General features: G+C 41.4%; 25 protein-coding genes. 13 read left to right on the forward strand and 12 right to left on the reverse strand.

Annotated features, from left to right (window positions below):
• Window positions 1-4: 4 nt before the first annotated feature.
• Window positions 5-307 carry an aminotransferase-like domain-containing protein gene (locus SB660_RS13300; protein ID WP_410582877.1) on the reverse strand — a complete coding sequence of 101 codons (303 nt, stop codon included), beginning with the start codon at window positions 305-307 and terminating at the stop codon, window positions 5-7.
• Window positions 304-1,320, reverse strand: a complete 1,017-nt coding sequence (locus SB660_RS13305; protein WP_410582879.1) for an aminotransferase-like domain-containing protein — start codon at window positions 1,318-1,320, stop codon at window positions 304-306. Before SB660_RS13305 ends, SB660_RS13300 begins: the two co-directional genes overlap by 4 nt.
• A gap of 144 nt (window positions 1,321-1,464) precedes the next feature.
• Between SB660_RS13305 and SB660_RS13310 the strand changes: the two genes are divergently transcribed.
• From SB660_RS13310 to SB660_RS13320, 3 genes are all read left to right on the forward strand, one after another.
• The gene (locus SB660_RS13310) at window positions 1,465-2,631 is read left to right on the forward strand and encodes an MFS transporter (protein WP_339165435.1); all 1,167 of its coding nucleotides are present in this window, start codon (window positions 1,465-1,467) and stop codon (window positions 2,629-2,631) included.
• Between the two features lie 64 nt (window positions 2,632-2,695).
• A complete protein-coding gene (locus SB660_RS13315) occupies window positions 2,696-2,971 on the forward strand; it encodes a barstar family protein (RefSeq protein ID WP_058014369.1) in 276 nt (91 codons plus the stop codon).
• Between the two features lie 252 nt (window positions 2,972-3,223).
• Window positions 3,224-4,192: an LCP family protein gene (locus tag SB660_RS13320; RefSeq protein ID WP_339165436.1), complete on the forward strand. Its 969-nt coding sequence runs from the start codon at window positions 3,224-3,226 to the stop codon at window positions 4,190-4,192.
• Window positions 4,193-4,259: 67 nt separating this feature from the next.
• On the opposite strand, the gene SB660_RS13325 is transcribed toward SB660_RS13320, so the two are convergent.
• The gene (locus tag SB660_RS13325) at window positions 4,260-4,622 is read right to left on the reverse strand and encodes a YhjD family protein (RefSeq protein WP_003210969.1); all 363 of its coding nucleotides are present in this window, start codon (window positions 4,620-4,622) and stop codon (window positions 4,260-4,262) included.
• Between the two features lie 115 nt (window positions 4,623-4,737).
• On the opposite strand from SB660_RS13325, the gene SB660_RS13330 reads away from it, so the two are divergent.
• Window positions 4,738-5,391, forward strand: a complete 654-nt coding sequence (locus SB660_RS13330) for a TVP38/TMEM64 family protein (RefSeq protein WP_058014367.1) — start codon at window positions 4,738-4,740, stop codon at window positions 5,389-5,391.
• Window positions 5,391-5,903: a signal peptidase I gene (gene lepB / locus SB660_RS13335; RefSeq protein ID WP_144462407.1), complete on the forward strand. Its 513-nt coding sequence runs from the start codon at window positions 5,391-5,393 to the stop codon at window positions 5,901-5,903. The genes SB660_RS13330 and lepB overlap by 1 nt, the downstream gene beginning before the upstream one ends.
• Before the next feature lie 35 nt (window positions 5,904-5,938).
• On the opposite strand, the gene SB660_RS13340 is transcribed toward lepB, so the two are convergent.
• Window positions 5,939-7,078 carry an AbrB family transcriptional regulator gene (locus SB660_RS13340; protein ID WP_410582882.1) on the reverse strand — a complete coding sequence of 380 codons (1,140 nt, stop codon included), beginning with the start codon at window positions 7,076-7,078 and terminating at the stop codon, window positions 5,939-5,941.
• A 266-nt stretch (window positions 7,079-7,344) separates the two neighbouring features.
• On the opposite strand from SB660_RS13340, the gene SB660_RS13345 reads away from it, so the two are divergent.
• From SB660_RS13345 to SB660_RS13355, 3 genes are read left to right on the forward strand one after another with little or no spacing between them, the layout of a single operon-like run.
• Window positions 7,345-7,767: a BlaI/MecI/CopY family transcriptional regulator gene (locus SB660_RS13345; RefSeq protein WP_058014365.1), complete on the forward strand. Its 423-nt coding sequence runs from the start codon at window positions 7,345-7,347 to the stop codon at window positions 7,765-7,767.
• Window positions 7,760-8,599, forward strand: coding sequence for a M56 family metallopeptidase (locus tag SB660_RS13350; RefSeq protein WP_339165440.1), 840 nt, complete (start codon window positions 7,760-7,762; stop codon window positions 8,597-8,599). The genes SB660_RS13345 and SB660_RS13350 overlap by 8 nt, the downstream gene beginning before the upstream one ends.
• 56 nt (window positions 8,600-8,655) lie before the next feature.
• Window positions 8,656-9,066, forward strand: a complete 411-nt coding sequence (locus SB660_RS13355; protein ID WP_058014363.1) for a DoxX family protein — start codon at window positions 8,656-8,658, stop codon at window positions 9,064-9,066.
• A gap of 195 nt (window positions 9,067-9,261) precedes the next feature.
• Here the strand turns inward: SB660_RS13355 and SB660_RS13360 are convergent, their stop codons facing one another.
• Window positions 9,262-9,708 carry a ferritin-like domain-containing protein gene (locus SB660_RS13360; protein ID WP_061407295.1) on the reverse strand — a complete coding sequence of 149 codons (447 nt, stop codon included), beginning with the start codon at window positions 9,706-9,708 and terminating at the stop codon, window positions 9,262-9,264.
• 164 nt (window positions 9,709-9,872) lie between these two features.
• On the opposite strand from SB660_RS13360, the gene addB reads away from it, so the two are divergent.
• From addB to SB660_RS13385, 5 genes are read left to right on the forward strand one after another with little or no spacing between them, the layout of a single operon-like run.
• Window positions 9,873-13,382 carry a helicase-exonuclease AddAB subunit AddB gene (gene addB, locus SB660_RS13365; protein ID WP_410582885.1) on the forward strand — a complete coding sequence of 1,170 codons (3,510 nt, stop codon included), beginning with the start codon at window positions 9,873-9,875 and terminating at the stop codon, window positions 13,380-13,382.
• Window positions 13,360-17,058 (forward strand): helicase-exonuclease AddAB subunit AddA, encoded by a 3,699-nt coding sequence (gene addA, locus SB660_RS13370; protein WP_410582887.1) that lies wholly within the window; start codon window positions 13,360-13,362, stop codon window positions 17,056-17,058. The genes addB and addA overlap by 23 nt, the downstream gene beginning before the upstream one ends.
• Window positions 17,059-17,084: 26 nt before the next feature.
• On the forward strand, window positions 17,085-18,260 hold the full coding sequence (gene sbcD / locus SB660_RS13375; protein ID WP_058014359.1) for an exonuclease subunit SbcD: 1,176 nt from the start codon (window positions 17,085-17,087) through the stop codon (window positions 18,258-18,260).
• Entirely contained in the window at window positions 18,257-21,652 is a 3,396-nt protein-coding gene (locus SB660_RS13380) for an AAA family ATPase (RefSeq protein ID WP_410582889.1), read from the forward strand. Before sbcD ends, SB660_RS13380 begins: the two co-directional genes overlap by 4 nt.
• Window positions 21,653-21,669: 17 nt before the next feature.
• Window positions 21,670-21,969 (forward strand): hypothetical protein, encoded by a 300-nt coding sequence (locus SB660_RS13385; protein ID WP_017360217.1) that lies wholly within the window; start codon window positions 21,670-21,672, stop codon window positions 21,967-21,969.
• A 47-nt stretch (window positions 21,970-22,016) separates the two neighbouring features.
• Here the strand turns inward: SB660_RS13385 and SB660_RS13390 are convergent, their stop codons facing one another.
• The 7 genes from SB660_RS13390 to SB660_RS13420 all read right to left on the reverse strand — a co-directional run bounded on the left by SB660_RS13390 (window position 22,017) and on the right by SB660_RS13420 (window position 24,269).
• Entirely contained in the window at window positions 22,017-22,235 is a 219-nt protein-coding gene (locus SB660_RS13390; protein ID WP_003211468.1) for a spore germination protein, read from the reverse strand.
• Between the two features lie 22 nt (window positions 22,236-22,257).
• A complete protein-coding gene (locus tag SB660_RS13395; protein ID WP_058014356.1) occupies window positions 22,258-22,692 on the reverse strand; it encodes a spore germination protein GerPE in 435 nt (144 codons plus the stop codon).
• Window positions 22,692-22,868: a hypothetical protein gene (locus SB660_RS13400; RefSeq protein WP_058014355.1), complete on the reverse strand. Its 177-nt coding sequence runs from the start codon at window positions 22,866-22,868 to the stop codon at window positions 22,692-22,694. Before SB660_RS13400 ends, SB660_RS13395 begins: the two co-directional genes overlap by 1 nt.
• Window positions 22,865-23,479 carry a spore germination protein GerPC gene (locus tag SB660_RS13405; RefSeq protein WP_058014354.1) on the reverse strand — a complete coding sequence of 205 codons (615 nt, stop codon included), beginning with the start codon at window positions 23,477-23,479 and terminating at the stop codon, window positions 22,865-22,867. Before SB660_RS13405 ends, SB660_RS13400 begins: the two co-directional genes overlap by 4 nt.
• 31 nt (window positions 23,480-23,510) lie before the next feature.
• Window positions 23,511-23,744 carry a spore germination protein GerPB gene (locus SB660_RS13410; protein ID WP_058014353.1) on the reverse strand — a complete coding sequence of 78 codons (234 nt, stop codon included), beginning with the start codon at window positions 23,742-23,744 and terminating at the stop codon, window positions 23,511-23,513.
• Between the two features lie 14 nt (window positions 23,745-23,758).
• Window positions 23,759-23,980, reverse strand: coding sequence for a spore germination protein (locus SB660_RS13415; RefSeq protein WP_003211745.1), 222 nt, complete (start codon window positions 23,978-23,980; stop codon window positions 23,759-23,761).
• A gap of 127 nt (window positions 23,981-24,107) precedes the next feature.
• Complete coding sequence (locus SB660_RS13420; protein WP_012009503.1) at window positions 24,108-24,269, reverse strand: aspartyl-phosphate phosphatase Spo0E family protein; 162 nt, start codon at window positions 24,267-24,269, stop codon at window positions 24,108-24,110.
• Between the last annotated feature and the right edge of the window lie 102 nt (window positions 24,270-24,371).

The following is a 24,371-nucleotide window of genomic DNA, read 5'->3' on the forward strand; positions in this document are numbered from 1 at the left end:
TTTTTTACATATAAAGTATTTGCTTTAAGCGGCGCACACCTTCTTGGATCATGTTTTCGTCCGTACAGGCGAAGCCTAGTAGTAATCCCTTTCGATTGCTCTCAAAACAATAAGGACTTAATGGATAAATGCCAATACCTGCTGCTTTTGCTGCCTCAATACTGCCTTTTTCGTCAAAGTCTGGTGCTCCTTCTAAAAAGACATGAAGACCCGTATCTGTTCCATAAATATGAAAGTGCTTGTCAAATTGTTGTGTTAAAAGGGCATCCATCATGGCAGCCTGTCTTTTTTTATATAGCTGTCTCATTCGCCTGACATATCTCGTGAAGTCTCCTTCTCTGAAAAAAGAGGCGAGTGTGATCTGTTCCATAATGGGTAGCTGCCTTTGAATGAGTGATTGCAAGGAAGCGGTCCGCCATGATAACGATAATCTCCATCAAAATCATCCTCTAGTATATAAGACTGATGGCTGACAGCAAATTTTAGCAGCTGCTGCCTTCTGCTCACACTCATACATACACCGGTTGGACGCTGATGGGAGGGTGTCACTGCAATCAGCTTTGTTCTTCGTGGTAATGTATTCACCATCATTCCTTCTTCATCGACGGGCGCGGGATAAATGTTCATTTCACGATGCATAAATGAAAGCCTTGCTCCAGGAAAGCCTGGATCTTCAACAGCTACTGTATCGCCTTTTTTGAGTAATACCTGTGAAATCAAATCAATGGCTTGCTGCGTGCCTCCTGTTAATACGATTTGATCCTCTTCTACATCAATGCCTCGTTCTACAGATAAGTATTGGCGTATTTCTGAACGTACTTCCCATAAACCATGCGGGGAGGAATAGCCCCAATCTTTCATCTCTAATCGCTGTAATGCTTTCATGAGCGAGCGTTTCCATATGTTTTGGAAATGTTCGTCGATGGCTGGTTCCTGATGACGAAAATCAATATCAAGCTTTTCATGAAATTGATTGGCCGACAGCCAGTGGTTCATTTGTTTCTCCGCCTCTTGAAAGTGTGGTCTTACCGGAAGAGGAAAAGGGGGCTCACCTTGATGGGGGGCGGAGGCCGCATAGTGATCACTCGAAATGACCTTCGTACCGCCTCGTCTAGATGTGCTGACATAACCTCTTGCCAGCAGTTCATCATAAGCAAGCTGTATTGTTGATCTTGATACATTGAGCTCCTGTGCTAATACGCGTGTCGGTGTTAACTGATCATGAGGATTCAGTTTTTTGGAATGAATTTGTTGAATGATCCCAGTCACGATTTGCTGCCAGAGCGGGGTCGTACTTGAGCGGTCTAAATAAATATACATCGGACACCTTCTCTCATTGTCACATATAACATGATGATGATACGGAAATATGGAGTGGTCAATAGCGTCATTTTTGGATATAGGAAGTAAGCCAAAAGGTGTGTACACTGTTCTCATATGCTTATGACTAAAGGAGAGAGTGAAATGATCCCTGCATCTAAAGAAGACACTACACACCTATCTATCATTCCATTTACATTCGTTTTATTTGGTCTTTTTATGATTACAACCGCAGTAAATCTGCAGGTGCCCCTTTATACGTTGTATGCCGAACAAGCAGGGTACGGAAAAGCGGCGACAGCCCTTGTATTTGCTGCATATGTCTTCGGACTGATTCCAGTCTTGCTTTTTCTTGGGGGGATATCTGACCGGGCTGGACGTAAACCGGTTTTATTGGTTGCACTTAGTTTTTCATTATGTGCTACCTTATTGATGATCGTACATCCTACCATTCAAATGCTCTTTTTGGCCCGGCTGCTGCAAGGGGTGGGGCTTGGGCTGAGTGTTGGCACATGCACCGCTTATTTAATTGCTTTATATCCAGAAAAGTCAAACTGGATTCCAACGTTTATTGCGTTATGCAGTTCGATTGGCTTTGGGGGCGGTGCTCTTTTTACGGCACTTCTTTCTTTTCAGCATATGACGCTTGCGCCGCTTAGCTATTGGATTGTGCTGGGCTTTTTAATCCTAACGATTGTGGGTGTCTTCTTTTTCGTTCCGCCTGTACAAGGAGATTCAGGTAAACCGATGATGAACATGCCAACATTTCCAAAAGGAACAATGCCAGCGAATGCAGCGATTGCTGTCGCGTGGTCGGTGTGCGGCCTTGTGATTTCGGTTTTGCCAGCACAGCTTAAATTAAATGGATATGAATTATGGGTAGGGCCGGCACTATTTTTAATTAATATGGCAGGTGTCCTGATGCAGCCTTTTGTTCGCAAAATGAATAGCACAGCAGCGCTCCTCGCCGGATTTATTTGTCTTCCATGCGGATACGGCCTCTTGCTAATTGGAGCAAATAGCGGATCCATCATTCTTGTGCTTGCCGGAACGATGCTTGCGGGTACGGCCTGCTATGGATTTACTTATTTAGGTGGTCTTCAGCTGATTGTCGAGAGGGGAAAAAAGGAAGCAGCTAGAGCCGTTGCAGGGTTTTATTTATTTGCCTATTTAGGTCTGGGTCTTCCAAGTGTTTTTGTCGGACTTTTCGCTGATTTGTACGGAACCCAGATGGTGTTAACCGTCTTTTTCTTGGTCGTTTTGGCAGCTTGTCTCATCCTTTTGATCTCAAGTGTCAAGAAACAAAAGTGAGGAGCCTGGCTTTTTCTTTTTCCTTCCATTCGTTTAAAATAAAGGTATGAGAGGGGAAGATGACATGAAAAAAGTGCAGCTGGACGGTGCATCGTGCAGGTCGCAAGAAGAGCTTCATGACCAACTAAAAACAGTTTTACACCTTCCTGACTACTACGGGAAAAATCTTGATGCCCTATGGGACTGTTTGACAGGAGAAGTAAATCTGCCAGTAAAGCTGACATGGGTGAATTTTGACACGAGCAAGGACGCTCTTGGCGAGTATGCAGAAAACGTAAAGCAGTTATTTCAAGAAGCAGAAGAGGAATTGAAGGGACAATTTCAAGTGAGCATTCAATAATGGTGAAAAAGCAGCCGACATTAGAGGTTGCTTTTTTTCTGATTCTCACCTGCGATGATATGGATAGACAATGCTAACTACACAGAATCATTTAAAAAGAATACTACTAGCAGAAAAGCATGGGTTATCTGAGTTTTACAAGTTTTTAATTGTGGGTTCATAAAAATAAGTTGCGTGTAGGAAACTTTCATCAAAATATGTTATAGTGGAACCTACATTGATAGACTAAGATAGAGTGAGGGTTCGGAAAGGATGAAGGAAAAAACTAGAGCAAAAACAAGATCCAAAAGAAGGCTGAGACCTTGGGTGAAAGCAGTGCTGTTTATCATGGCTTTTGTCATGGTGATGGCAGTATCCGTAACAGGATATGCCTACTTTAAAATTTCAAAAGCGTCAGATAAGGCGCAAGTGTCATTAGAAAGAGGAGACACCTCGCAAAAGCGTGTAAAAGCTTTTGATCCAGGAAAGGACAACTTCTCGGTGCTCTTGCTTGGAATTGACAGCCGTCCAGGTGAAACGGTAGACGAAGCACGAAGTGATGCGGTCTTACTGGCGGCGGTGAACCGAACAGAGAAAACCATCAAGCTCCTTAGTATTCCTCGTGATTCTTATGTTGATATACCAGGAAGAGGATATGATAAAATCGCCCACGCCCATGCATTTGGAAGTGCAGATTTGTCAGTCAAAACGGTCGAAAATTTGCTGAACATCCCTGTAGACTATGTGATTTCAGGGAACTTTAAGGCGTTTCAAGACATTGTAGATGAGCTAAACGGAATTGACGTCACGATTGAAGATGAAGGTATCGCAAAACAAATGGAAAAGGACTCAAAAGGGAAAGTTCATGTGCAAACAGGTACACATACGTTAAATGGTGAAGAAGCATTAGCGTTTGTAAGAACGAGAAAGGCAGACAGTGACCTCATGCGCGGGAAGCGCCAAATGGAAGCACTTCAAGCCATCTTTGAAAAGTCTAAATCCATTTCTTCGATCCCATCCTATGACAACATCATTGATACACTTGGTGATAATGTTTCAACCAATCTGTCAATGAAGCAGTTTATCGGCCTTTTCCCGTTATTGAGCTCATTGAAATCAGTGGATACCATTCAGCTAAAGGGCCATGATTATCAGCCTGGGAATGTGTATTACTTTGAGTTAGATGGCGCTGGATTAGAAGAAGTGAGAACAGAGCTGAGAGAACAGCTTGAATTATCATAATATGTAGGAGCCTGCCGCTGTGGCAGGCTTTTTGCTTTGAATGGAGACGCGCGACAATGAAGCAAATTCAATTCGCTTGATGAAGAAAATACCGAGTCAGCAGTTCCTCTACCCGGTGACGTATACGTGGATTAAAGTATTTATGTTTTTCTTCATAGCCATCCATGATAAATAGATACGTTGTAAATCCTTCATCGTGTTCAATTTGCTGTACCTTCATTTTTTCTTTACGTAAATGCTGCTTTAGTTCATAAAGTGCTTTCTGTGCTTCCTTTAAGGCGGAGGTCACTAGCTGAATGTATGGTTCATTTAGTTTAAATGTTTGATGTTGTTTTAAGTGAGTCAAATCACGATTGAGGATGGAGACGACCATTGGAAGAAAGATGGCCTGTTCCATCATCTGAAGCTGTATTCTTGATAGTCTCGTCATGTCCAAGCCTGCTTTCTTTCTTAATAGAACACATGTTCTTGTTTATTATATCGAATGAGTCAAATAATCTCAAGGGGGGGGATTCATTTGTATATTTTTATGTTTTCCATGTAAAATGAAAAGTAGACAAACCTTGAAGGAGTCAAACAAGTTGACATCATTTCTTTCCCTATTTACTCACGAAAATATCACATCATTTTTTGAGAGCTACAAGGCCTTTGGACCGATTGTCGCCATATTGCTCCCTTTAATAGAAGCATTTCTTCCGTTTTTACCACTCGTTGCGTTTGCTGTAGCAAATGCAAATGCATTCGGCCTGTGGGAAGGCTTTTTATTGACCTGGATTGGCGCAAGTGCAGGGTCTATTCTTGTCTTTTTGCTGATTAGAAAATTTGGACGAATGAGAATGCTCAACTTTATTAGCAGGCATCCTTCCATTAAAAAATTAATGCTTTGGGTGGAGAAGCGGGGATTTGGTCCATTATTTATTTTACTTTGCTTTCCTTTCACACCCTCTGCTGCCGTCAATGTTGTAGCTGGTTTATCAAGAATTAGCTTTTGGCAATTCTCATTAGCTACTTTATCTGGTAAGTGTGTCATGCTTTTTATCATTAGTTTTATTGGGTATGATCTCTCTGCTTTAGTTAAGAATCCGTTAAGAAGTGTTTTTGCGGTTCTAGTTATTGCAGTATTATGGTATGTTGGAAAGAGAGTAGAAAATAGGTTAAACATTCGAATGAGTAAACGTGAGGACAAAGGAGGCTCTTAATGAAAAAGAAGCCATTGCTATGGTTGATGATTATTACAGGCATCGTCTTATTGTTCCAAGTAAAGAATTTCATGTTTGTCACATACAAAGTAGAAGGGGTTAGTATGGACCCAACTTTTACAGATGGAACAGAATTATTAATCAATAAGTTCTCGCCAAAACTCACGAAAATTAGCCGGTTTGATTATGTATTATTTCACGGACCTAAAAATCAAATCTTGATCAAGCGGGTCATTGGACTCCCAGGAGAAACGATCAAGTATGAAGATGATCAGTTATTTGTCGATGGTGAAAAAAAGAAGGAACCTTATTTAAAAGAGCAGAAACAACATAAAATGGGGAACGTTCTAACAGGGGATTTTCAGCTGAAAGCCATCACAGGAGAAGATAAAATTAAAAGCAATCATTACTTTGTGGTCGGAGATAACCGAATACATAGCTTCGACAGCCGGCATTTTGGCACCATTTCAAAGGATCAAGTTGTCGGTGTCAAAAGGAATACCAGCGAATAAAAAAAGGCGCTCTGCATATGCAAAGCGTCTCTTTTTTATTTTGCGGCTTTATAATCAGGCTGCCTTTTTGCCCATACATGATGTAAGAACCGGAAAAACGGTGGCAGCATTGCAATGACGAGAATAATTCTGACGACTTGTACAGCCACAACAAAGGTAGAATCCTCGTGCAGTGTGACTGCTGTTGTTGCCATTTCTGCAATACCGCCAGGCGAAAAAGCAAGAATGGCTGTAATGACAGAAATACCTGTGATCTCAGCGATGGCAATAGAGCTGAGGACAGTTGCAGCAATTAGTCCAGCTGAGCTGACGACAGCCACAATGAGAGTGTTTTTTAGCCCGACAAACATCTGTTTATTCATTTTTGAACCGATGGTTGCACCTAGAAATACTTGAGACGCAATGTTCGCTTGTGCCGGCCAATAAGGAATCAAATCATAACCTATGAGCGCGCCCGCACCAACTTGAAGAGCTGCGACGCCTAGCATACTGCCGATCAGCCAAGGGGCAGGAAAATGAAGACGAACTGCTAGGCGTGACATGAGCCAGGCACCTAAAATAAGCGCAGCGGTCCAAGAGATGTTTGAAAGGGTGAAAACGCCCGAAGAAAAAGCGCTCCCTTGCGTAACTACAGCCGCATCCGCTTGGTTTTTTGTATTTAAATAAAACACTGTAAAGGGGATAGTGAGTACAACCATTAATACACGTATCGTTTGCACGAGACTCACAACAGCTGTATTGGCTCCCACCTCTTGGGCAATCCCCGGCATAGCGGATAAACCGCCGGGGGCAGTTCCGACAAAGCTTGTCAGCATATCAGTTTTGCTCAGCTTCCATAAGACAAAGCCTGAGAGCATCGCCAGTAGAATAGAAAAGATGAGCATGAAACTCACAGGGAGCCAATTTTCAGCGAAAATGTGAAGGACCTTCATATTCATTTTCTGTCCGAGTTCAATTCCGAGAATGAATTGACCAAGGAGCAGCCATCTGCTGTGAATACGTAAGGTGCTGGTTCCTTTACGCTGAAACAGGGTGGGGCGGCGCATCGCAATAAAAGCTGCGGTGATTAATGTACCTACCATCCAGCTAATAGACATACCTGTTAAAGACAAAAGAAATCCACCTAAACCGCTTGTCGCAATGAGAATGAGATCGGTTCGAAGGCCTTGTTTCATTACATGTAAACCTTCTTCCTATATGTTTGTTCAGTAAGTGAAATGTTGTTAACTTCACTATAATACAAAAGTCTCTATAAATAAAATACGAATTTTTTCACCATTTACATAAGATTATCTTATCACTAAATGATTAGTACATTTTTATAAAGAAAGATATAATTTTTACCAAAAACAAAGTCAATATACAACGATTTTCCCCTATTTTTGTTATCAGTTGACTATCATTTTCAATTACACTACACTACTTAGTGTGAGGTGATAACATGAAAATTCCTTCTTTTAAATATAATGAAAAGGGATTGAATCGCTTTTTTGGTCCTTTAGAGGGGAGAATTATGGAGATCCTTTATGATGGTGAGGATATGCCGATTAAAGAGGTGCAGCAAAAGCTGTCAGATGAGAAGCCGATTAATTTCAACACAGTGATGACTGTGTTGAACCGCTTAACCGAAAAGGGAATTGTGGAGAAAAAAACAAAAGGGCGCTCATCTATTTATAATCCTATTTTAACAAAAGAAGAATTTCTAAATGAGCAAACAAAATGGATTACACAAGGATTGATGGACGATTTCGGTCCGCTGGCAGTCAATCATATGGTGGATGCAATTGAAAGTGCTGACCCTGAATTGCTCAAAGTGCTTGAAGCAAGGCTAGCGTCTAAAAAAGAGGAGCAGCAAAATGAATAAAATGAAGTCGAGTCTGCTGTTTTTAGGCGGTATATTGATTGGTCTAACGATTTTTTATCAGATGGGGTATTATGTGCTATCAAGCTTTTTTGGCTGGAATCAAGCATATAATCTGATTCATGTATGCCAGTCTGTGCTCGAATTCTATGGATTCACTCCTTTAAAATACTTTCTGGATGCCTTAGTCCTTTCCACATTGGGTTTTGCGATTTTCTATATGGCAAAGCAAATCAGAAAGTACATTCAATTCAAACGACATATGATGCTCGCAGTCGAACAACCGTCAACCGAATCTCTGTCAGAGAAATATCAAAACGATATCATTGTATTTCATTGTCATGAACCGCTTGCTTTTGCAATGGGGATGCTTCACCCAAAGGTTTATTTATCAACAGCTCTCATAGACATGCTGGATGAAGAAGAGATTGACGCTGTAGTTCATCATGAATTGCATCACAAATACAGCTATGATCCTTTGAAGGCTTTTATGTTCTCAATGCTCACAAAAGTCATTTGGTACATTCCAGTGTTAAAGCATATGAGACAAAGCTACTCTGTTTTTCGTGAAGTGATTGCAGATGACTATGCCATTCAGAAGACAGGCACTGAGCTTGGAGTAGGGCAGGCCCTTTTGAAACTGGTTAAAAAAAGAACCCAGTTTCAAAAACAAACAAAGTTTGCGGTGTCCTTTGGGGATCGGGCATTGAATTTAAGAATACAAAAAATCTTAAATCCAACTTACAATATTCCTTTTAATGTACCAATGATTCCAATCGTCACTTCAGCCATTCTGATGGTGATCTTGATAATTATGCTCAACCTTAATTACTAATTTTTTTACTTATTAACATTACATTGTGTAGTGTAAAAACAGGAGGAAATCACTATATGAAAACAAATCAAGAAATAGGAACACTTTTTGTACGCGTTATTTTAGGGATTATTTTCTTTTTACATGGGCTTCAGGCATATCAAGGAGGGCTGGGAGGTACAGCAGCATTCTTCGGGCAAATCGGTGTACCTGAATTTATGGCTTATATTGTGAAGACAATTGAGCTGGTCGGTGGTATCGCCTTGATTTTAGGTCTAGGAACTCGAGTTATCGCAGCATTATTTGTACCAATTATGGCAGTAGCAATTATCACTGTTGGTTTTTCTAGAGGATTTGTAGGTGGTTATGAATTTGAACTTTCGCTTCTCGTCATGGCGCTTTATTTAACTCTCAGCGGCAGTAAGCTGCTATCAATTGATGGGATTCTCAAGCATCAGCAGCAAAGCAATGAAGCAAAATTTCATTAAAAGATCATAAAAACTCCTTCTGCTCTTTGTGGCAGAGGAGTTTTTTTAATGATCGAATTCTCATTTTCTCGTTTGAAAATGAGGAAGGGATGGGAGGCTTTGCTACATTTAGCGCTTTCTTTGACAGTTTGAATGAACGAAATATCGATTTCATCTTTTGACGGAACATACGCTCTCCTATTAAAATAGGACTATCTATGATACATGGTGCGTTAAAAGATATAGAAACCATACAGCGTGCTGCTGCTCATCTTGAGCGATACGTTTCATTAGCTCTTTTGTTCCTTGATCTCGGACATAGTCTGATACGCTTAAGTAAAAATCAACCGTTTTTTGTTCATCTTTAAAGGCAAACAGAAGCCCTTCTCTGAATTGGTCTGGACAAGGTTCTGTTACGCTTGGTTTGTGATTTTTACCTGTTAAAGAATAATATAGCTTTGAAAATAGTTGATAGTGTCTGACTTCATCCTGACGTATTTCTTGAATGATCTTTTTTGCTTCAGGATTTTTTGCTTTTTGGGCAAGTTTTTCGTAGCACTGGATCGCAGAATATTCACCATTGATCGCCTTCTCAAGGTCTGAAATGATTCTTGTGTTTTGGCGCATGTCATAAGGCGAGTAGTCATAGTAACCGTAATACATGATATTGCCAGCCTCCTTTATGTTCATGATGGTTTATGATATGAAAAGAGTGAGGAAAGGTGCCTATGTTTTTTTCAGAAAGGAGAATGGGAACGTGATCGGAAAATAGCTATTTACCTTTATTTTCGCTAGAATATGAGTACATAAGAAAGGTGTTGTGGAACGTGGAGATTCAGTTTTTAGCAGGCAGATCGGGGAGTGGAAAAACGACTGCAATCTTAGAGGAAATCAAAGAACAGCTTCGGCTTGATCCGTTGGGTCCGCCAATCATTTTTTTAGTCCCGGATCAAATGACATTTTTAATGGAATATGAGCTTGCGAAAACGTCTGAAGCCGGTGGAATGATCAGAGCTAAAGTTTTTAGTTTTACTCGTCTTGCTTGGTCTATTTTACAGCAGACTGGTGGAGCGAACCGGCAATTTGTGACAAGCACAGGAATTCAAATGCTTTTAAGAAAAGTGATTGAAGAGCAGAAAGACAAGTTTAAAGTATTCAAAAAAGCCAGTGATAAGCCAGGGTTTGTGGAGCAAATCGAAAAAACGATGGCTGAATTCAAAAGATACTGTATGCCGCCTGAGGAAATTGAGAAAATTTCAGTGGAAAGCATGCATTCAGAGTATACAGAAGAAAGACGGGCAGCCGAAAAATTGCATGATCTCCATGTTCTTTATCAGCAGATGGAGGAGCATTTACAAGATGAATATGTGCACTCAGAAGACTATTTGACTCTTCTTGCCCAGCAAATTCCTTCAGCTGAAGAAATAAAAGGAGCACATATTTATATCGATGGTTTTTATCAATTTACACCGCAGCAGCTTCTTGTCATTGAACAGCTCTTGCTCCATGCAGCAAAAATAACTGCGGCTTTCACAGTAGATCGATCCTATCATGATAGGCAGCCAAATGAACTTGATTTATTTCGTATGACAGGTAAAACGTATTTCCAGCTCTATCAGCTTGCGAAAGAGTGCGGAGCTGACATTTCTGAAACCATTTTTGAAAGAAATCATCGGCACCTTTATACACCAGATCTTGCTTATTTAGAACACCAATATGAGCAGCGGCCAGTACAGCCATATCAGGAAAACACCCCTCATCTCACAGTGTCTAAAAGTGCAAATAAACGAGCTGAAATTGAGGGAGTAGCGAGAGACATCCTTGATTTAGTGAGAGAAAAAGGACTCAGACTCCGAGATATCTCGATTGTAGCACGGCATGTAGACGACTATAAAGATACGTTAAAAGAGGTTTTTCGAGATTACGACATTCCTTTTTTTATTGATGGAAATGAATCGATGCAGTATCATCCGCTTATTGAATTGATTCGTTCGAGCTTGGATGTCATAAAAGGAAATTGGCGGTATGAAGCGGTATTTCGCTGCGTGAAAACAGAGTTCTTATTTCCGCTTGAAATCACTAAGAACAAAGCGAGAGAGCAGGCAGATCAGCTCGAAAACTATTGTATTGCTTATGGTGTAAAAGGAGAGCGCTGGACAAATGGTTCCCGGTTTCATTACAGGCGCTTCCAATCATTAGATGAGGATTTCAGGCAAACAGATCAAGAAATCGAAATGGAACAAATGCTAAATGATGTCAAAGAATGGATCGCGCCCCCGCTTTACCAGTTGCAGAAAAGACTTAAAAATGCACAAAAGGTAAGGGACATGGTAGAGGCTGTCTATGTCTTTTTAGAAGAGATACAAGTACCAGATAAGCTTGAAAAAGCGAGGCTTGAGGCTGAAGAAGCAGGTCGATTAGCTGAAGCGATGCAGCACGGGCAAGTATGGGATGCTGTGATTCAATTAATGGATGAATTTGTTGACATGCTAGGTGACGAAGAGCTCTCATTTCCTTTATTCCAACAGATGATAGATACAGGATTAGCTTCTCTAAAATTCGCTTTGATTCCGCCTTCACTCGATCAAGTATTTATCGGAAGTATGGATTTATCCAGAATGTATCAAGTGAAGTGTACGTTTATCATTGGTGTAAACGATGGCGTTATTCCCGCACGCCCCTCTGATGAGAGTGTATTGTCTGAGGATGACCGAGAATGGTTAAAACGAGCAGGAGCAGAGCTGGCAGAGACAGGAAAAGAACGGCTGCTAGATGAGCAATTTTTAATTTACCAAGCGTTATCAAGTCCATCCCATCATTTGTATCTATCCTATGCGGCTTCTGATGCAGAAGGACGTTCTTTATTGCCTTCAACACTCATCAAGTATTGCCAAGAGCTTATGCCAAATCATCAGCACGCTCTTTATGTGTTAGATCCAGAACAGCTGGAAGACAATGAGCAATTAAAATTTGTAGCGAATGAGCATGTTTCGTTGTCGTATACTGTCTCACAGCTGCAGCAATGGCTCAATCAATATCCCATTAGCGGTGTATGGTGGAGTGTCTATAACTACTTAATGACATCTCCTAATCGGGATGTATCAAAAAACATCATGTCAAGTTTGTTCTTTACAAATCGAGCGAAGCCTTTAAAGCAAAATGTCACAAAAGAGCTTTACGGTGATCATATTCAGGGCAGTGTTTCAAGAATGGAGAAATTCAATGCGTGTGCATTTTCTCACTTTGCTTCCCACGGCTTAAAACTTAAGGATCGACAATTTTACAAATTGGAAGCACCCGATATCGGCCAGTTGTTTCACTCGGCTTTGAAGCATATTTCAGATACGCTAGTTGAACAAAAAAAGGATTGGAAAAACCTAACGAAGGAAGATTGTGTCACCTATTCAAGACATGCAATCGAACAGCTTGCTCCGCGTCTTCAAAAGGAAATTCTATTAAGCTCTAATCGGCATGCTTATATTAAAGAAAAGCTCCAGAAAATCCTAATTCGAGTCTCTTCTATATTAAGTGAACATGCCAAAGTGAGTGGATTTTCTCCAGTAGGGCTTGAGTTAGGTTTCGGGGGGCAAGGACCTTTGCCGCCGTTTACTTTTCAATTAAAGAATGGCTGCACGATGGAACTTGTCGGAAGAATTGACAGGGTAGATAAAGCAGAAGGTTCAAAAGGGCTGCTTTTAAGAATCGTCGATTACAAATCCAGTGAGAAAGGTCTTGACCTAGCAGAAGTATACTATGGTCTTGCCTTGCAAATGCTCACATACTTAGACCTAACCATTACGTATTCGAAAGAGTGGCTCGGCGTAGAAGCAACGCCTGCTGGCATTTTATATTTCCATATTCATGATCCGCTCATTCAAGCACCAATTCCGCTTGCAGAAGATGAAATTGAGCAGGAAATATACAATAAATTTAAAATGAAGGGTTTATTGCTTGAAGATGTGGAAGCAGTAAAGCTAATGGATCAAACGCTTGATTCAGGTAGATCGCAAGTCATTCAAGCTGGCTTGAAAAAGGATGGGTCTTTCCGTTCTGATTCGGCAGTTTTAAGTGAAGATCATTTCCATATACTCACACAACACGTTCGGCGTACATTTGAAGAAGCAGGTGAAAGAATTACAAATGGAGAGGTCACAATTAATCCATATAAATTAAAGGATCAAACACCTTGCCGCTTTTGTTCTTTCAAGTCTATTTGCCAATTCGATGAATCAATAGAAGATAATGATTTTAGAGTGCTCACCTCTGAAAAGGACGATGTTGTGATAGACCGGATCAAAAAAGAAGGGGATCAGTATGCAAATACCAAAACCGAATAACAGTACGTGGACGGATGACCAGTGGGAAGCCATCGTTTCAGAAGGACAAGATATCTTGGTTGCGGCGGCGGCAGGGTCGGGTAAAACAGCTGTTTTGGTTGAACGCCTGATTCGAAAAATGACCCGGCCTGAACTTCCAGTTGATGTGGACCGTCTGCTTGTTGTAACTTTCACAAATGCTTCTGCGGCAGAGATGAAGCATCGGATCACAGAAGCACTTGAAAAAGAATTAGCCAAAAACCCTGGGTCTCTTCATATGAGAAGGCAGCTGTCCCTCATGAATCGAGCCAATATTTCAACCTTGCACTCCTTTTGCTTGCAGGTTTTGCGCACCTTTTACTATGAAATTGATCTTGATCCAGGCTTTCGTTTGGCCGATCAAACAGAAGGAGAACTATTAGGAGATGAAGTGTTAGATGAACTGTTTGAGGATGAATATAAGGCTGGAAAGCCATCATTCTTTGAACTGGTTGACCGTTACACGTCTGACCGTCACGACTTAGATTTGCAATGGCTCGTGAAGAGAATTTATGAGTTTTCAAGATCGCATCCATCCCCTGAGCAATGGATGCGGGCATTTCTTTCACTTTATGATGTAGATGCTCAAACAAAAGTAGAAGAATTACCGTTTTATCCATATATCAAAGAAGATCTTTCTCTCGTTCTCCGGAGCTGTCAGGAGCTGCTTGAACGAGCTCTTTCGCTATCAAAAGAGCCGGGTGGCCCAGCACCGAGAGCAGAGAATTTTATAGATGATTTAGAGCAAGTCAATGAATTAATCCGTCATCAAGATGATTTTGAGAAACTTTATGAGCTTTTGCCGAACGTCAATTTTAAAAGGCTCAAAACGTGCAAAGGGGACGAATATGACCCTGCTTTATTAGAAAAAGCCACAGATGCACGTAATCAAGCGAAAAAACAATTAGAAAAACTAAAAGATGAATACTTCATGCGCAGTCCTGCCCAGCATTTAAAAAGCTTAGCTGAAATGAAGCCAGTTGTGGAGACGCTTGTAGAGCTTGTGATCCAATTTGGTGAGCGTTTTGAAAGAGCGAAGCAGGAAAAGTCAATTGTTGACTTTTCGGATTTAGAGCACTATTGCTTACGCATTTTAGCGGAGCAGGATGCAGAAGGACATTTGATTGAAACAGAAGCTGCCAAGTACTATCAACAGCAGTTTGAAGAAGTGCTCGTTGATGAATATCAGGATACAAACCTTGTACAAGAAACCATTTTAAAGCTTGTATCTAAAGGAGAACATTCTGCAGAGGGCAATCTGTTTATGGTTGGTGATGTAAAGCAGTCTATTTATCGTTTTAGGCTGGCAGAGCCTATGCTCTTTTTAAACAAATATAAACACTTTCAACCAGACGGCAAAGAAACAGGGAAGAGAATCGATTTGAATAAAAACTTCCGCAGCCGTTCAGATGTTTTAGATAGTACGAACTTTTTGTTCAAGCAGCTGATGGGGGAAACAGTTGGAGAAATTGAATATGATGAACAAGCTGAATTAAAGCTTGGAGCGAGTTATCCAGAAAGCAAAGATACAACGACAGAAATGCTTCTTGTCCACTTAGATCAGCAGGAAGCAGAAACCGGCGAAGAGCGAGAAGAGCTCGAGACCGTCCAATTTGAAGCGAGAATCATTGCTAAAAAAATAAAAGAATTAGTGGAGCAGCCATTTCAAGTGTACGATGCAAAGCAGCAAATGACCCGTAACTTACAGTATCGTGACATTGTCATTTTGCTTCGATCTATGCCGTGGGCTCCACAAATGATGGAGGAATTAAAGAAGCAGGGAATCCCCGTATATGCCAATCTTTCCTCTGGTTATTTTGAAGCAACAGAGGTGTCTGTCATTCTTTCTTTGTTAAAAGTCATCGATAATCCATATCAGGATATCCCGCTTGCTGCTGTTTTAAGATCACCTCTTGTTCATTTAGATGAAAATGAATTGGCTCTGATTCGAACAAGTGATAAAAAAGGCACGTATTATGATGCTGTAAAGGCATTTATGAGTGTGACGCATTCTGATCACCCTACATGCAAAAAGCTAGAGCGATTTTTCCAATTCCTGCGCAAGTGGCGTGATTTTTCTATCAATCATTCGGTGGCAGAATTAATTTGGGAAGTCTACCGTGACACGCAGTATCTTGATTATGTTGGCGGGATGCCTGGAGGTAAGCAGCGGCAGGCGAATCTTCGTGCCCTTTATGACAGGGCCAAGCAATATGAAAAAGCTGCCTTTAGAGGGCTATTCCGATTCCTTCGTTTTATTGAAAGAATGCAGGAGCGTGGGGATGATCTTGGTGCGGCAAAAACGTTCAGTGAAACAGAGGACGTTGTGCGTATGATGACGATCCACAGCAGTAAAGGATTAGAATTTCCAGTCGTCTTTACCGCAGGACTCGGCAGGAACTTTAATATGATGGACTTAAACCAGTCCTATTTACTTGATAAAGAACTAGGGTTTGGAAGCAAGTACATCCATCCTGAACTGAGAATTAGTTATGCGACATTACCGCTTGTGGCGATGAAAAAAAAGATGAGAAAAGAGTTATTATCTGAAGAGCTGAGAGTCCTATATGTGGCACTCACAAGGGCTAAAGAAAAATTATTTCTGGTCGGCTCTGTCAAAAATCAGGTGAAAGCATTAAGTAAATGGCAAAATGCCGCAACCGGAGAAGAGTGGCTGCTTCCTGATTTTGAACGGTATCAATCAAAAACATACTTAGATTTCATTGGACCTGCCCTCATCCGTCATCAAGCGATGGCATCTGTTTTAGAAGAAGCAGGAGATGTTGTTCTTTCACATCCGTCTACATTCACTATCTCATTTACGCAAGCTTCTGATCTTTTAACGGAAGATATGTCACTTGAAAAGAAGGAGCAAGACGAGATTGTACAAGCATTGATGGATGGTCTGCCTGTTGAAGGATATGGTGATGCTGATGAGAAGGTGGCAGAGAGGCTCTCATGGAAATATCCGTATCTAGCGGCCTCGCAAGTCGGCACAAAGCAGTCAGTTTCCGAGATAAAAAGAATGAAAGAAATACAGGATGAGTACAGTGTTCCTTCTTCTATTCGAAAAGCTCGTGCAACATTGTATGACCGGCCGGCTTTCATGAAGAAAAAAACACTCACTGCCGCAGAGCAAGGCACCGCAATGCATACAGTGATGCAGCATATCCCGCTTCCTTCTGAGGAGCCTTATGATGAATCACAGATAGGACACTTGCTCGAATCTTTACAGCAGCGAGATTTGCTAACAGATGAGCAGATCCGGTCAATTAATCAAGAAGGAATTGCATCTTTCTTCTCTACTTCAATTGGCCAAAAACTGCTAAAAGCGGACTGGGTGAAACGAGAGGTGTCTTTTAGTATGGTGTTACCTGTTAAAGAGGTATACCGTCATATAGATACTGAGGGAGAGCCTGTTCTGATTCAAGGAATGATTGACTGTTTATTTGAAATAGATGGAAAGCTATATTTACTAGATTATAAAACTGATAGAGTACAAGGCAGATATACAGTTGACGCTGCTGAATCGATCTTGAAAAAGCGTTATGAAACCCAAATAGCATTATATGCAAAAGCTGTAGAGCGTTTGACAAACAGAACATTAGAGGAGAAAATTCTTTATTTCTTCGATGGGAATTTAGAAATCTCTTTATAAATGTATCGAAATGAGAGGTGAATCACATGAGGATTCTGCATACAGCGGATTGGCATTTAGGGAAAACCCTTGAAGGTCGAAGCCGGCTCGATGAGCAAGCACAGTTTTTAGATGAGCTGTATCAAATCGTGAAAGACGAACACATTGATGTCATTGTGATGGCCGGTGATGCCTTTGATACAGTGAATCCGCCTGCTAGAGCAGAGCAGCTTTTTTATGAAAGTCTATCTGCTTTATCTGATAAAGGAAAACGCCAGGTAGTGGTCATTTCAGGCAACCACGATAATCCGGATCGTTTATCAGCCGCATCTCCTTTAACAAATGATCAAGGGATTCATTTAATTGGATATCCGACAAATGACATCATCCGTGTCGATGTTTCTTCTGCGGATGAACGTTTATCCATTGCAGCACTCGCTTATCCGTCTGAGGCGAGGCTAAATGAGGTGCTGGCTGAAACATTCGAAGAGAAATTGCTTCGTGATCATTACAATTTAAAGATTCAACAAGCGTTTCAACATTTAAGTACTCAATTTCAACCGGATACGGTCAATATCGCAACAAGCCACATTTATGTGGCAGGAGGAAGTCAAACAGATTCAGAAAGACCGATTGAAGTAGGCGGCGCATATACCGTTGCGGCTGAAAGCCTGCCAGAATCCGCTTGCTATGTTGCACTTGGTCATTTGCACAGGCCGCAAACGATCAAACGTGCCAAAACGATTGCTCGTTATTCTGGATCACCTCTTGCTTATAGCTTTTCTGAATCAGGCTATGCCAAATCAGTCACAATTGTGGAGGCAAAACCGAATGAAAAAGCGAGCTGGAAAGAAGTGTTTTTATCAAGTGGAAAACCACTTATGAAATGGAAGGCGACTGAGGGACTGAGTCAAGTGTACGAGTGGCTGGATGAAAAACGGGATCTTCAGGCATGGATTGATCTAGAGATTCATTTAACAGATCAGCTCTCTATTGAAGAGATTCATCAACTCCGAAAGCAGCATAGTGGGTTTGTTCACATTCGTCCAAAATTCAAAGAACTACAGCAAATAGAAGAGCAAAAGCAAGTGGAAAAACTCTCGATCGAAGAGAGATTCGTGAAGTTTTATGAGCGCCAGACAGGTGGCGGTCTGCCTGATGAAAAAACAGTCAAACTGTTTTTAGAGCTAGCCAATGATATGCAAGAGGAGGAAGCGACTTGAAGCCGATTACGCTGACCATTAAAGGACTTCATAGCTTCAGAGAAGAACAAACAATTGACTTTAGCTCATTATGTGATGCGGGTGTGTTTGGCATATTTGGACCGACAGGAAGTGGAAAGTCGTCCATATTAGACGCTATGACACTGGCACTCTATGGCAAAGTGGAGCGTGCGTTAAATAATACACATGGTATTTTGAACCAAGCGGAAGAAAAGCTGTCGGTTTCCTTTACATTTGCTTTGCAAAAGGAACACCACATTTCTTATAAAGTCGAGCGTGCTTTCAAACGAGCGGATGAAATGAAAGTCAGAACGACTTTATGCCGCCTGATTGAAATCGGTGATACGCAGACAGTTCTCGCAGATAAAGCGAGTGAGGTGAATCGTAAAGTAGAAGAACTACTCGGATTAACCATTGATGATTTTACCCGTGCGGTCGTCTTACCTCAAGGGAAGTTTGCAGAATTTCTCTCCTTAAAAGGGGCAGACAGACGTCAAATGCTTCAGCGGTTGTTTAACTTGGAGAAATATGGGGATCAGCTCGTCAAGCGATTGCGTGCAAAGGCTCAAAAGCATTATGGACAAAAAAATGAACTGCTGGCTGAACTGAATGGTTTAGGAGAAGCTGGCCCAGAGGCGCTGGCAAAAGCAAAGGAAGCAGCAGAGCAGGCAAAGGCTATTTTTCATGAGAAAAAACAAGCGCGGGACGAAGCGCTCACTGCTTTTACAAAGGCGCAAACGATCTGGCAGTATCAAAAGGAACAAGAAGCTTACGAGACTGAACAAAACAAGCTGAATTTACTGGCACCATCAATAGAAGAGAAAAGGGCGAAGCTCCATATCGCAGAGCAGGCAGAGACGCTAAAGCCCTATGCGAATGCATTGACAAAGGCTGAAAAACAGCTTTCTCAAGCATCGAAAGAGAAGCAGGAAGCAGAAAAGCAGCTGCTGCATCAACGAACGATCTATGATCAAATGGCGCGGGAGTATGAGCAAGACCGGCAAAAGAAAATAGAGACAGAGCCAGACCTTCTCCAAAAGAAAGAGCAGCTGATTCAGCTAAAAGAAATTGAACGTAAAAAAGAGGCAGCTCTTCGGGAAAAGACGGGCATAGAGCGCCAAAAAAATGAAAAAGCGCAGCAGCTCCTCCAAAAGAAGAAAGAAGCGGAGAATCTCCAATCTCTATTAGAGCGTGCACTAACGAAACAAACACAGCTGAAGAATGAGCTGGAGCTGTTACAAGTTTCAGTGAAAGAACGCAAAAGTGTACAGGATGCTTTACGTTTAAGTGAAAATCTTGAAAGAATAAACTTTAGCATTCAAAAGGAAAAGCAAAAGCTGGAGGAGTTCAACAAGCGGGCCTTACAGACTTCAGAAGCATATGAAAGGCTTCAAAAGCAGCAAAACGACCATCATGAAAAAATAGACCAATCGTTTCAAGCAATTGAACACCTCTATTTTTATGTATGTGAACTCGAACGAGCTCTGACAGAATGGAGTCAAAAAGAACAACAACAGAAACTCGAAAAATTAAAGCAGCGAGATGCTGTAAGAGCGGCAGAATTAAGAAAAGAATTAGCAGCAGAGCTAGTAGATGGTGAGCCATGCCCGGTTTGTGGGTCGATTCATCATGATCCAAAGGCTTTGCAATCCAATGACCATGAAGAAACCGTGGCACAAGTCGATGAAGTCATTCAACGGATGGACAAAGAGCTCAAGCAGGCAGAGGATTATGGAAGAGACATGTATGCCGCAAAGCAGCTTCTCGAAACGCATGCCAATCAATTAGTGAAGCAATTCGCTTTCTTATCTCAGAAAGCCCCTGGAGCGGAAGTCGCTGCAGCAGTAGAAATGGTACAAAATTCGCAGTCTTTGCAGGATCTGATGCAAGAATGGAAAGGCATAAAGCAAGATATTCAAGAAGTTGAGCAGAAACGAGCTCGTTTAATGGATGAAACGCATGATCAATCAGCAGAGATGAGCAAAATGAAAGAGCAAATGACTTTTGAACAGCAGCGCATTGAAGAATTAGAAGTGCTGATCAAAGAGCTTCATGCTGAGCTTTCAGAGCAAACGACTCAATTTGAACAGACCTTCCCGCATCTTACATTGAATCAAGTACAAGAAATGCAAAAGCAAATCGATGAAAAGGACCAACAAGCGGAAGGCTATAAAGAACGAATTGAGAAAAGTATTTCGTTTTTGGAAGAAAAACAGCTAGCAAAAGAGCAGCTGCAGACAGTGATATACAATGTCGAGAAAGAACTTGATAAACTAGCGCATCAGTTAGAAAGTCAGCAGCAGCTTATCCAACAATATGAAATAGATTTAGGCCGATATCCATTAAAAGCTGCCTCTATTTCTGATGAACTTATAGAGGTTGAACACACCCTTTCTCTTCTTAATGAAAAAGAGCAGCAATCGTACAAGCAATTGCAGCACGCGCAGCAGTTGTTTAGTGAGGCGCAAAGTCATTTTTCAAGCAGTGAGCGTCAGCTTCAAGAGGCGAACAAGCGAAAACAAGAAACAGCAGCAGCTTGGGAAACAGCAGCAGAATCTTCTCCTTTTCATATGCCGCAGGAAATTGAGTCTGTTTCAATGGAACAAGCAGTACGTCAATCGGTCAAACAAGAAATTGAGGAATTTGAGGATAAAAGAAAGGAATGTGCCGCAAACTTAAAGCGAATTTCTGAATTATTGAAAGAAGAGTCTCTGGATGAAAAGCAGTGGATGGACATTCAGCACAGAAAAAAGGCAGCTGAAAAAGCATTGGAAGAAGCGACTGCAATGAGTGGGTCCGCACATGAACACCTGCGTGTGATGGAAGAGAATAATCAGCGCTTTGCAAGTATTCACGAACGATTGGAAGCACTGCAGCAAGAAATTGATCGCCTTGATAAACTGCAAACTGTTTTTAAAGGGAATACGTTTGTTGAATTTTTAGCAGAAGAACAGCTGGAAAGTGTCAGTCGTGATGCATCCGCCCGCTTAGGTATGTTGACGAGACAAAGATATGCGATTGAGGTCGACTCAGAAGGCGGCTTTGTTATGCGTGATGATGCAAATGGCGGTGTTAGGCGTCCCGTGTCCAGCTTGTCCGGCGGGGAAACCTTCTTGACATCACTGGCTCTTGCCCTTGCTCTTTCTGCACAAATTCAGCTGAGAGGTGAATTCCCGCTGCAATTCTTTTTCCTTGATGAAGGATTCGGTACGCTCGATCAAGACTTGCTTGATACGGTCATTACCGCATTAGAAAAGCTTCAGTCTCACAATTTAGCAGTTGGTGTTATTAGCCACGTGGAAGAATTGAAAATGAGGCTACCGAAGAAACTGATTGTCCATCCAGCAGATCCAAGCGGGAAAGGAACAACAGTCTCAATGGAATTAATGTAAAGTGAGGTGATGTCAGGATGGCAAAGCAAACGATTGGATTATGTGAGCTGTGCGGAAGACAAGAGGTCGTCCTTACGGAACATCACTTGACCCCAAGAGAAGAGGGCGGAGCCTTTCTACCGACTGCCTTCCTGTGCATCCCTTGCCATAAACAAGTACATGCTCTTTATACAAATCAGGAGCTTGCCGCACGTTTGAACACGCTTGATGCGCTTAGACAAGATGAAAAGCTTGTTCCGTACATCAAATGGATTCGAAAGCAGCCGGCAAGTAAGTTGGTCAAAACAAAGAAATCAAGACAACGTAGAAAGAAATAAACATAAAAAAGCGCTCCTCTAAGTGAAATGGATGTAGAGGAGCCGCTTTATGCATTGCCTACCATATTCTGATCGTTTAAGTCAGGATCCACATAGTTAGTGGCGCTAATGCCATTATTTAAAATCAAGAAATCTCCGGTATTCCCCGCTCCAGAGCCTAAAGCAGATTTTGAAGAACTTTTAGGCGAAAGATAAAATGAGTCACCGACGTTTACGACGCCCCCAGAAATCGAGTTAATGTAAATGGGTCCGACAATTGCTGGCATAATCGACATCCTTTATTCGAAGTCATATCACCATCATATGCGCAGGGAGGTCCAATTGTGAGTTTGGCGGATTTTCGTCGTTGTTGCTAAATAACTCTCGAATATGCTTTACTCGTGCAACGGCATTTATCCCGCACGTAGAGCCGATTTGATAGATAGAGGAGGAAGAGACCCCTTCTACATGAATTGACGAAACTTTAATGAGAGGCTTTTCATGATAAAAGGCCGTTCTAACTTTTCGTTCTGGCAGCATCAATGGGATTGGCTCATAATACACTTCAAATTCTTTTGCATCTAGGTTTTCGGCTTCATTTCCATAAAACAAACTAATCGTTCGCTGAACAGCTAACACCTTCACGTTCGGGCATAACTCTTGTGTATCACCAATTTGAACCACACTCGAAATCCCCACAGAATTCACCTTCGAGAACTTCACTTGAGATGTGCGCTTTATCATTATCGAGGGGATAGAGGAACAAACGGGCCAATAATTAATGATTCTGGCGGTGTATCGAAAATCGATGACAATTGTACATGGTCTGTGTCCCCGATAATAAATAGGGAAGAGGACGATACCCCAACTACTTTGATGCTTCCGGTTTCGATGTTGCGGTTGACGACTGTGAAATTCATCCGTTTTCCTCTCCTTTCGTTTCATTTGGAATATGGGCTAAAAAGTGTTCGATTGCCCGTTTGACATCATGTTTCACATATTCAGCAATTTGCTCGGAACGTTGAAGTGGTGTCATATCTTCCCTTTGTGGCAGCTGTCCCGCGTAATATTTGATTCTGCTGTCTATCTGTTTTCGAATGTCCTCAATGATATGGTGCTTGTTGCTTTCATCAAGCGAGCCTTCGTATCGCTGCTCTAGTTCTTCAAGAAGCTGTGGTGCTTCTTCATTTAAGAATGCATCGACAAGCTGGCGTGTTTGATTGAAAAATTGATCAGCCATTTCTTGCTGCATCATTCCAATTCCCGGGGTTGTTGTTTGACCCACTTCAAAATTTTGAACACTATTTGGATCAGATGGATTGAGGCCGATATTTAATGTGCCTTCCAGCCGCTCGATTTTCAGTTGATCAAATTGATAATCAATCCGTTCAATTGTTGTTGTCGGTTTATCTTTGATCATTTGCATTTCCTGCTGAAGCTCATTAAGCCTTTTTTCAAGCATCATGATTTGCTGTGTTTGCTTTTGAATGATGCCATACATTTGTGAAGCGTTGTTTTGATAGTCATACATATGCATACACCTCCGGGGATTGCAGATGAACTTATGTTGTTGGTGACTGAAGCGGTACAAAAGGTGTCGTGGTTGCGCCTTGAGATTCTGCAATGCCTTGTGTGCCTGCTGCGGCAGGTGCTGATTCTACGTAGCTTCCAGTGTTATACAAATTGGATAATGCCTTGATGGATCCAGCACTTCCGATTTGCAGAACGGATGAGTTACTCACAGACTCCACTCGTAAGTAATTAATTTGTATCGCTTGATTAATATAGAAGTTCAATGGATTCTCACTCCTTACAAGTTACCAACAAGCGGTTGATCAATGACATCACTATCATACGTATTTGTCACACTTTTATAGTTGCTAATGCGTAATTGATCACCAGTATTAAAACTGCCTGCGCCAGCAAACGTTTTAACCTGACTATTTGGAGAAATGGTGATGCAGTCTCCAACATGAACGACTCCGCTCGTTCCGACGGCATTTACTTTAAAGGCTCCAACAATAGCCGGCATAGCGGTGCACATCCTTTATAAAAATAAGGCACTTTGTTTTTGGGCGTTTCACCATAGCTTATGATGGGTCTTTTAATGTGTGATTGTCTTTTTGAAAGCTTTTGATGAGAGGAATGAGGTGTATGGTTTACCCTTTTTTAGAGCATTCATTCGAGGTGTATTTGATGCCTTTATTTAAAAGTGTGTCAAGCTCTTGACTGCACCTGATGGTTTCTTCGGCATTCATCCCGAATTTTTTTGCGGTCTCAATTAAATGTAATCTTTTTTGTTCAATTTCATAATTGATCATAACGGACGCCAACTCTCACATTTTTTATCAAATAGAAGGATATGGTTAGTATACCCTATTTTTCTATAAAAAAAGTTGTTTCGTCAATATGAGTAATAAAGT

The organism is Bacillus sp. SIMBA_005, from assembly GCF_046535585.1.
Taxonomy (GTDB): domain Bacteria; phylum Bacillota; class Bacilli; order Bacillales; family Bacillaceae; genus Bacillus; species Bacillus pumilus.

What these genes read in the sequence shown, in the direction of transcription:
- SB660_RS13300 (WP_410582877.1), bottom strand. Translation starts at nt 307, where the DNA reads ATGAGACAGCTATATAAAAAAAGACAGGCTGCCATGATGGATGCCCTT.
- SB660_RS13305 (WP_410582879.1), bottom strand. Translation starts at nt 1,320, where the DNA reads ATGTATATTTATTTAGACCGCTCAAGTACGACCCCGCTCTGGCAGCAA.
- SB660_RS13310 (WP_339165435.1), top strand. Translation starts at nt 1,465, where the DNA reads ATGATCCCTGCATCTAAAGAAGACACTACACACCTATCTATCATTCCA.
- SB660_RS13315 (WP_058014369.1), top strand. Translation starts at nt 2,696, where the DNA reads ATGAAAAAAGTGCAGCTGGACGGTGCATCGTGCAGGTCGCAAGAAGAG.
- SB660_RS13320 (WP_339165436.1), top strand. Translation starts at nt 3,224, where the DNA reads ATGAAGGAAAAAACTAGAGCAAAAACAAGATCCAAAAGAAGGCTGAGA.
- SB660_RS13325 (WP_003210969.1), bottom strand. Translation starts at nt 4,622, where the DNA reads ATGACGAGACTATCAAGAATACAGCTTCAGATGATGGAACAGGCCATC.
- SB660_RS13330 (WP_058014367.1), top strand. Translation starts at nt 4,738, where the DNA reads ATGAAAAGTAGACAAACCTTGAAGGAGTCAAACAAGTTGACATCATTT.
- lepB (WP_144462407.1), top strand. Translation starts at nt 5,391, where the DNA reads ATGAAAAAGAAGCCATTGCTATGGTTGATGATTATTACAGGCATCGTC.
- SB660_RS13340 (WP_410582882.1), bottom strand. Translation starts at nt 7,078, where the DNA reads ATGAAACAAGGCCTTCGAACCGATCTCATTCTCATTGCGACAAGCGGT.
- SB660_RS13345 (WP_058014365.1), top strand. Translation starts at nt 7,345, where the DNA reads ATGAAAATTCCTTCTTTTAAATATAATGAAAAGGGATTGAATCGCTTT.
- SB660_RS13350 (WP_339165440.1), top strand. Translation starts at nt 7,760, where the DNA reads ATGAATAAAATGAAGTCGAGTCTGCTGTTTTTAGGCGGTATATTGATT.
- SB660_RS13355 (WP_058014363.1), top strand. Translation starts at nt 8,656, where the DNA reads ATGAAAACAAATCAAGAAATAGGAACACTTTTTGTACGCGTTATTTTA.
- SB660_RS13360 (WP_061407295.1), bottom strand. Translation starts at nt 9,708, where the DNA reads ATGTATTACGGTTACTATGACTACTCGCCTTATGACATGCGCCAAAAC.
- addA (WP_410582887.1), top strand. Translation starts at nt 13,360, where the DNA reads ATGCAAATACCAAAACCGAATAACAGTACGTGGACGGATGACCAGTGG.
- sbcD (WP_058014359.1), top strand. Translation starts at nt 17,085, where the DNA reads ATGAGGATTCTGCATACAGCGGATTGGCATTTAGGGAAAACCCTTGAA.
- SB660_RS13385 (WP_017360217.1), top strand. Translation starts at nt 21,670, where the DNA reads ATGGCAAAGCAAACGATTGGATTATGTGAGCTGTGCGGAAGACAAGAG.
- SB660_RS13390 (WP_003211468.1), bottom strand. Translation starts at nt 22,235, where the DNA reads ATGCCAGCAATTGTCGGACCCATTTACATTAACTCGATTTCTGGGGGC.
- SB660_RS13395 (WP_058014356.1), bottom strand. Translation starts at nt 22,692, where the DNA reads ATGATAAAGCGCACATCTCAAGTGAAGTTCTCGAAGGTGAATTCTGTG.
- SB660_RS13400 (WP_058014355.1), bottom strand. Translation starts at nt 22,868, where the DNA reads ATGAATTTCACAGTCGTCAACCGCAACATCGAAACCGGAAGCATCAAA.
- SB660_RS13405 (WP_058014354.1), bottom strand. Translation starts at nt 23,479, where the DNA reads ATGTATGACTATCAAAACAACGCTTCACAAATGTATGGCATCATTCAA.
- SB660_RS13415 (WP_003211745.1), bottom strand. Translation starts at nt 23,980, where the DNA reads ATGCCGGCTATTGTTGGAGCCTTTAAAGTAAATGCCGTCGGAACGAGC.
- SB660_RS13420 (WP_012009503.1), bottom strand. Translation starts at nt 24,269, where the DNA reads ATGATCAATTATGAAATTGAACAAAAAAGATTACATTTAATTGAGACC.